The organism is Nostoc sp., from assembly GCF_036917775.1.
In the GTDB taxonomy this organism is placed as follows: Bacteria; Cyanobacteriota; Cyanobacteriia; order Cyanobacteriales; family Nostocaceae; genus Nostoc.
In genome coordinates, this window is the sequence record NZ_JBALEQ010000147.1 from 1 (window position 1) to 6492 (window position 6492).

5 protein-coding genes and 1 pseudogene are annotated in these 6492 nt (G+C 41.1%); 5 read left to right on the forward strand and 1 reads right to left on the reverse strand.

From position 1 onward, the window contains the following. Positions 1-262 precede the first annotated feature (262 nt). The 3 genes from V7K69_RS29345 (at position 263) to V7K69_RS29355 (ending at position 3448) form a co-directional block, all read left to right on the forward strand. Positions 263-685 carry a hypothetical protein gene (locus V7K69_RS29345; protein WP_335041086.1) on the forward strand — a complete coding sequence of 141 codons (423 nt, stop codon included), beginning with the start codon at positions 263-265 and terminating at the stop codon, positions 683-685. 284 nt (positions 686-969) lie between these two features. Further along, on the forward strand, positions 970-1122 hold the full coding sequence (locus V7K69_RS29350; RefSeq protein WP_335041089.1) for a hypothetical protein: 153 nt from the start codon (positions 970-972) through the stop codon (positions 1120-1122). Between the two features lie 130 nt (positions 1123-1252). Continuing rightward, entirely contained in the window at positions 1253-3448 is a 2196-nt protein-coding gene (locus V7K69_RS29355; protein ID WP_335041091.1) for a sensor histidine kinase, read from the forward strand. 451 nt (positions 3449-3899) lie between these two features. Here V7K69_RS29355 and V7K69_RS29360 read toward each other — a convergent pair whose 3' ends face one another. Continuing rightward, on the reverse strand, positions 3900-4697 hold the full coding sequence (locus V7K69_RS29360) for a dienelactone hydrolase family protein (RefSeq protein ID WP_335041093.1): 798 nt from the start codon (positions 4695-4697) through the stop codon (positions 3900-3902). Positions 4698-5014: 317 nt separating this feature from the next. Here V7K69_RS29360 and V7K69_RS29365 point away from each other — a divergent pair, with 317 nt between their 5' ends. Then, entirely contained in the window at positions 5015-5554 is a 540-nt protein-coding gene (locus V7K69_RS29365; protein WP_335041095.1) for a DUF2267 domain-containing protein, read from the forward strand. Between the two features lie 111 nt (positions 5555-5665). Continuing rightward, a pseudogene (locus V7K69_RS29370) lies at positions 5666-6266 on the forward strand (Uma2 family endonuclease). Positions 6267-6492 lie beyond the last annotated feature (226 nt).

Below are 6492 nucleotides of genomic sequence, written 5' to 3' on the forward strand. Positions count from 1 at the left end.
GTGTTTTCCGCAAGCAAAAGCAGCTTTTACTTATTCAAACCCCAGTTTGCTTTCTCATTTTGGTGTTTTCCGCAAGCAAAAGCAGCTTTTACTTACTCAAACCCCAGTTTGCTTTCTCATTTAAGTAGTTCGCGCAATCTGCTGTAATTATTCTTATGTAACAAAAGCTATTGCAGATTTGCCGGAATTCTCTCAGGCTGATCAATACGGTAGTTCTTTAAGGTAAAGAATATTAGCCGTACTGTATTACAAGGTGTTGATTATGGCTCGGAGAAAAAGAACTTCCGCAGTGTTAGAAAGAGCAGTGCGTCGTGCAGCTAGCATAAACTCAATTGATCCAAGTTTAGATTTAGGCAATGGACTCACTTTACCTGCCTTCTCAAACCTGATCGAAATGATGCGAACTAAAGAAAATGCCTATAACAGTGCCCTTTCCAGCTTGGATAAATTGTACCGGGAAATGCTGGAAACAGAAGACAAGTTGGGAGATATGACAGAACATATGTTAATGGCTGTTGGAACTCGGTATGGCAAAAGCAGTGTGGAATACGGTATGGCGGGAGGAGTCCCTAAAAGCCAGCGTCGTAAGGGATTGCGAGGCGAGTCGCTAACTCCTAGCGGGGAGCAAACGTCATTTGTTGCCAGTGTGGAGAGTAAGAATGGAAAGACAGCAGCAACAAATTAGTATGTGTGCTGTTACTTAAAATTTGGTCTAGTCTAAATAATTGCGTAGATACATACTCTTAGGTTGAAGCAAGCTACGCAAAGTTTCTGTCTGCGACACGCTGCACGAATGTAGAGAAGCAGTTTGTCGTAGACAGAAACTTTAAAAAAGAGACGTAGGAGTGCTACTAAGCGATCGCATTCACAATTACGCTAAATGTACTGAACCTGTATATCCTTTGAGAACTCCCAAAGAACTACCAGATGAATTAATCAGCGTGTCATGTCCTATCTGGGTAAAGCTGAATGGCACTAAGAAAAGCTGAAACCTCGTCAGGGCATAGTGTGGGAGGTGTGGGAGGTGTGGGAGGATGGGGAAGAAGTCTTACCCCCCACACTCCCCACACTTCCCCCACTCCCCACACTCAAAATCTTGTTATATCAGGGCTTTGCGATTAACTTAGTGCCATTCGGGTAAAGCTAGCGTTTAACCCAGTAACTAGACTAAAAAACTAAACAAAGGTGAGTATGTGGACATATTGGGAACTATAGAAGCAAATCAAATTAGCACAACCTCCAGTTTGCAGTAATGAAGATTCCCTATCCCCGCAAAGGTAAAGCGTTCCCCTTACAGATTGTTCTTGTTGTTCCCTTCCTGATCCAAATTTTTGCAGCAGTAAGTTTAGTGGGTTATTTGTCCTTTAAAAATGGACAAAGGGCAGTTAACGACCTAGCAGAACAGCTGATAGATCGCACAAGCGAGGTAGTGGATGAACATTTGAAGTCTTATCTGGCCATTCCACAAACCCTTAATCAGATCAATGCAGATGCCATCCGCAGGGGAATATTAGATGTGCGCGATCGCAAAACCCTGGGTAAGTATTTTTGGGATCAAATACAGGCTTATGACCTGACTTATATTGGTATCGGACTAACGACGCGTGAAGGGGTAGGAGCCGGTCGTTATGATGACAAGACAATTACCATTGATGATTGGACTGCCAAGCGTCTCAATAATATTTCCACTTATGCTACCGATCAGCAAGGTAATCGAACTCAAATCAATGCTCGGTGGAATTGGAATAATCTTACTGAATCTTGGTATAATCAACCCATTGCCGCAGGTAAACCTATTTGGGCAAAGATTGTAACTGGAAATCTTCCTACAGGCCCCTACATTGCCGCTTGTGCCAGTCGTCCTATCTATGATTCCCAAAATCGCTTGCTGGGAATGGTTGGCTCTGATATTCACCTGCTAAAACTGAGCGATTTTTTACGCAATTTGAATATTAGCCAGTCTGGGAAAGTCTTCCTTTTAGAACGGGATGGCACATTAATTGCTAGTTCTGGTACAGAAAAGCCTTTTGTTCTCGTCAATCAAGATATCCGGCGATTGAATGCGATCGATAGTTCTGACCCAATCATACAGAACATTGCTAAACACCTCCAAATCTCTGGGTTTAGGTCTATCACCCAAGACACAGATTTTCAAATTGAGTTACAAGGAAAACGGCATTTTGTCGATGTTGTACCTTGGCGTGACAAGTATGGCTTGAATTGGCTGATGGTAGTGAGTGTGCCTGAAGACACATTTATGGCGCAAATTAATGCTAATACGCGCACCACGATTGCACTTTGTTTTGGTGCATTAGTTATAGCCTCTGTGATGGGCGTATTTACTTCCCATTGGATTGTACGGCCGATTCTGCGCCTAAATTGGGCAAGTGAGGCAATGGCATCAGGCAATTTAGCTCAGACAGTAGAACCAGGCGTTATTCAAGAACTTAATATCCTGTCTAACTCTTTCAACCACATGGCAGAGCAACTACATGAATCGTTTACCGCTTTAGAGAAAAGTAAAGAAAAACTAGAAGATCGGGTAGAAGAACGTACTACTGAACTCAAAAATATCTTAGAGGAATTGCAGCGCACTCAATCTCAAGTTATTCAAAGTGAAAAAATGTCTAGTCTGGGACAACTAGTTGCTGGAGTTGCACACGAAATTAATAATCCAGTCAACTTTATTCATGGCAACCTCGTCTATGTAGAGGAATATACTCAGCATTTATTAGCGTTTGTGCAATTGTATCAGCAGCACGATCCCAAACCTGCGGCTGAAATTCAAACCTTTACTGAAGACATCGATTTAGAGTTTTTGCAGGAAGACTTACCAAAAATGTTGTCTTCTATGAAAGTAGGCACTGAGCGCATTCGCCAAATTGTACTGTCGTTGCGAAACTTCTCCCGCATCGATGAAGCAGAATTCAAAAGAGTCGATATTCATGAAGGCATCGACAGTACCTTGATGATTTTGCAGCACCGCCTCAAACCTAAACCAGAACAACCTGAAATTGAGGTGATTAAAGACTACGGCACTATACCTCTAGTAGAATGCTATGCCGGACAACTCAACCAGGTGTTTATGAATATTTTAGTAAATGCGGTTGATGCGTTAGAAGAAAATAATATTAAGCGTACCTATCAGGAGATTGAGGAAAATCCTAGTCAAATTAAGATTCGCACGTCTGTAGTTAATTTAAAGTGGTTAGAAGTTGCGATCGCTGATAATGGAATCGGTATATCTAAAGAATTTCAGCAACGAATATTCGATCCTTTTTTTACTACCAAACCTATTGGCAAAGGAACTGGAATGGGTATGTCTATCAGCTACCAAATCATCACAGAAAAACATGGCGGCAAACTAGAGTGTTTCTCAACTTCTGGAAAAGGAACTGAGTTTATCATTCAGATTCCTCTCCAGCTAAACGTTAATGAAGTGGTTTAACACTAATTTGAAATTGCCAAGTTATCTAGTTACTATTACGTTATTCAAACTTTATAAACTCGCATTATTATACATTGAATAGGCGGTTAAAGCCAGTAGTTATATTTATTAAGGCACCTATGCAGATAAATCAGGTGATTGAAACCTACGATCGCGGGGCGGTAGATTATGACGCAATTATGAAGCGTTACTGGCATATCGAGCGCGAACCTTTAATTGCTATTACAGTCTTGTAATTTTGTTTTGTAGTAAACCTTAAACTGTAGTGGCATGGCAAGCTTAAAATAGTGCATTAGACGTAGATGTATGTTGGCTTTGGCAAAGCCTCCAACGCCACTTGCTACAACGCGGGAAACCCGCGCAACGCAGTGGCTCCCCAACCTACAATTTTTTTGCAACATTTTAGCCTTGCCACGCCACTACCTAATATTTACTTTCTCAATAGACGGTTTTACAAGTGATTTTGAAACAGTTCTAGAACATGTTGCCAAGCATCAGGAGCAGCTTCAGGATTGTAACTTGGGTGTTGTTCCATAAACGGGTACTTGTCTTTGAAAAATCCAGCGAAAAAACCGTGTCCTGCATCGTATCGAAATACACGATGATTGATTTGATATTTTTTTAACTCTGCCTCAATTTGCTCGTTTTCTTCCTGGGAAATTAATGTATCTCTTGTACCAAAAAAGGCATAAATAGTACCTTGAATTTCCGAGGTACGATTAATGGTTGGAGTCTCTTCGCCATAACTAGACGTGGTAATTCCGCCACCGTAAAACGAAGCTGTTGCTTTGATATCCGGGAAAGTCGCAGCGATGTAAGCAACATGACCGCCAAAACAGAAACCAATGACACCGATTGCATCATTTTTGACGTTGGGTAAAGTTTTTAAGTAGGCGATCGCAGCTTGAATATCACTTAAGATATCTTGATACTTTACTTGTTGATAGTATTCCAAGCCCAACCGATAGCTTTCTTGACTAAACCCAACATCTTCAGCGCTAAAATCAGCCTCAAAGCCAGGAGCAATACGTTGATACATCGCCGGGGCTATTGCTACATAACCTTGTTTAGCGATTAGTTCGGTGATATCTCGAATATTACTATTGATTCCAAAAATTTCTGGAAAAACTATAACTGCGCCAAAAGTTCCATTTTGTGCTGGTTGAGCTAAGTAAGCATCGATTTCTAAGCCATTGTTAGGAACTTTGATATAGGAAGTGTGAATTTCGATGTTTGTTGTTTCTAGCATCTTTGTTTCGGCAGCTTTTATACTAACTCATCTATTTTGACTGTTTTTTGATACCAATGGGTGATGTTTACAACGAGCAAAAACACTAAAAGTATTGCTCTACTCAATAGATATGATATTTTCAGAAATTAAATATATGTTATCCAGAACCTTTGTTGGGGCGTAGTCCTGCTACCTATATTCATGCAAATCAGATGAATTTCTAACTTTTGAATAAATGGCATCTCAAACTTATGGATGATACTAAGGGTTTTTGATTTGTGCGACCTTACATAGAGCAAGCAGAAAGACTCAAAAATAAGAACCACAACAAAACAATGACCGATCAAACATTTAAGACAAACATTCCAGAAGTTGACCCAACAGAGATTGAAGATACTCGAACTGCGATCGCTGATCAACATCACTCCTTTCTTGAAAAGGTCATGGTTGGAAGTGGATTTGCGGATTTGTATGACGCAAGAGACTTTACCGAAGTTGTGTATCGTGTCATGCGTGACTTAATGACCACAGAAGCAAGCGATCGCGTCGAGTCAGAACTGCATACAGAAGCTATACCTACAGATGAAAAAGCACTCCAGTTTGAAGTGGCTGAACTCTGGAAAGACACCAATCCGATTGTGAGATTTTTAAGTCGCATCCGTCAACCTTTAAAAGGCCCGGCTCCCATTGGAATTGATTCCAAGCTATTTCTAACGAGGGTTGCGAATGAAGGCGGAGTTCCAGGATCAGTCGAGGCAGAACAGGCAGTTAAAGCGGTATTTTCTGCCACCAAAGACGAACTTTCTCCAGAGCGGATTCAAGAAATTGCTGGCGCGTTACCTGATTATGTACGTCAGCTTTGGGAGCAAGCTTAATTAGAAGTATAAAAAAGTTAAGTCTGTTTGTGGGTAGCGATCGCAAACAGGCTTTTTATATCTTTATAATAGATTTATTAATTCCCAACCATTAGCGATCGATTACGACCTATGATTTCTACCATCTCGCGCCGCTACAGCTTGGATGAATATCGCGTGATCGAAGAAAAAGCCGAAGGACGCAGCGAATATCGAGATGGAGAAATTGTACCTATGGCCGGAGGGACACTCAAACACAGCCGCATCGGTAGGAACATTCTGACCTATTTTAGTACAGTGCTGCGCGATACTCAATTCGAGCCAATTAACAGTGATTTACGACTGTGGATTCCTGAACATCGACGCGGAGTATATCCAGATGTAATGAATGGTTTTTGACGGCGAACCGCAACTAAATGGCGATGTCTACGACAAGCCGCAGGAGCGTCTACGTTTAGATGAAGTCTTGAATCCGACACTGATTATTGAAGTTCTATCTCCTTCCACCGCAGATTACGACCGACTCAGTAAATTTCGGATGTATCGCTCAATTGAGAATTTTAGCGAATATTTATTAGTCGAGCAGGATGAACCTTTTGTGGAACGCTATAGTAAACAAGCTCAAGGTTGGTTGCTTAGTGATTTTAGCGGTTTAGAGTTATCTATTTCTTTGGATTCAGTTAGTATTGAATTGCCAATGACGGAAATTTATCGTGGCGTTGTTTTTGAGTAAATAAATGGACGCTACAGGAGAGATGCGATCGCATTACGCCTGTGGACACACATCAAATACCAGTTGTGAACGATAGAAACATACATCAAACTCCAAAAAGATGATATTGCAGACAATTGTGGTTGTAGTCCTGGCCCGGATTTCTCACAAACTCAGAAAAAACCGGAGCTTAAAACTGATAAAATGTATACATAGTAAGTATTTCAGCAGTTTGAACCGATGAATC

Excerpts from the sequence above, each read along its gene's own strand:
- V7K69_RS29345 (WP_335041086.1), top strand. The coding sequence starts at position 263 with ATGGCTCGGAGAAAAAGAACTTCCGCAGTGTTAGAAAGAGCAGTGCGT.
- V7K69_RS29350 (WP_335041089.1), top strand. The coding sequence starts at position 970 with ATGGCACTAAGAAAAGCTGAAACCTCGTCAGGGCATAGTGTGGGAGGT.
- V7K69_RS29355 (WP_335041091.1), top strand. The coding sequence starts at position 1,253 with ATGAAGATTCCCTATCCCCGCAAAGGTAAAGCGTTCCCCTTACAGATT.
- V7K69_RS29360 (WP_335041093.1), bottom strand. The coding sequence starts at position 4,697 with ATGCTAGAAACAACAAACATCGAAATTCACACTTCCTATATCAAAGTT.
- V7K69_RS29365 (WP_335041095.1), top strand. The coding sequence starts at position 5,015 with ATGACCGATCAAACATTTAAGACAAACATTCCAGAAGTTGACCCAACA.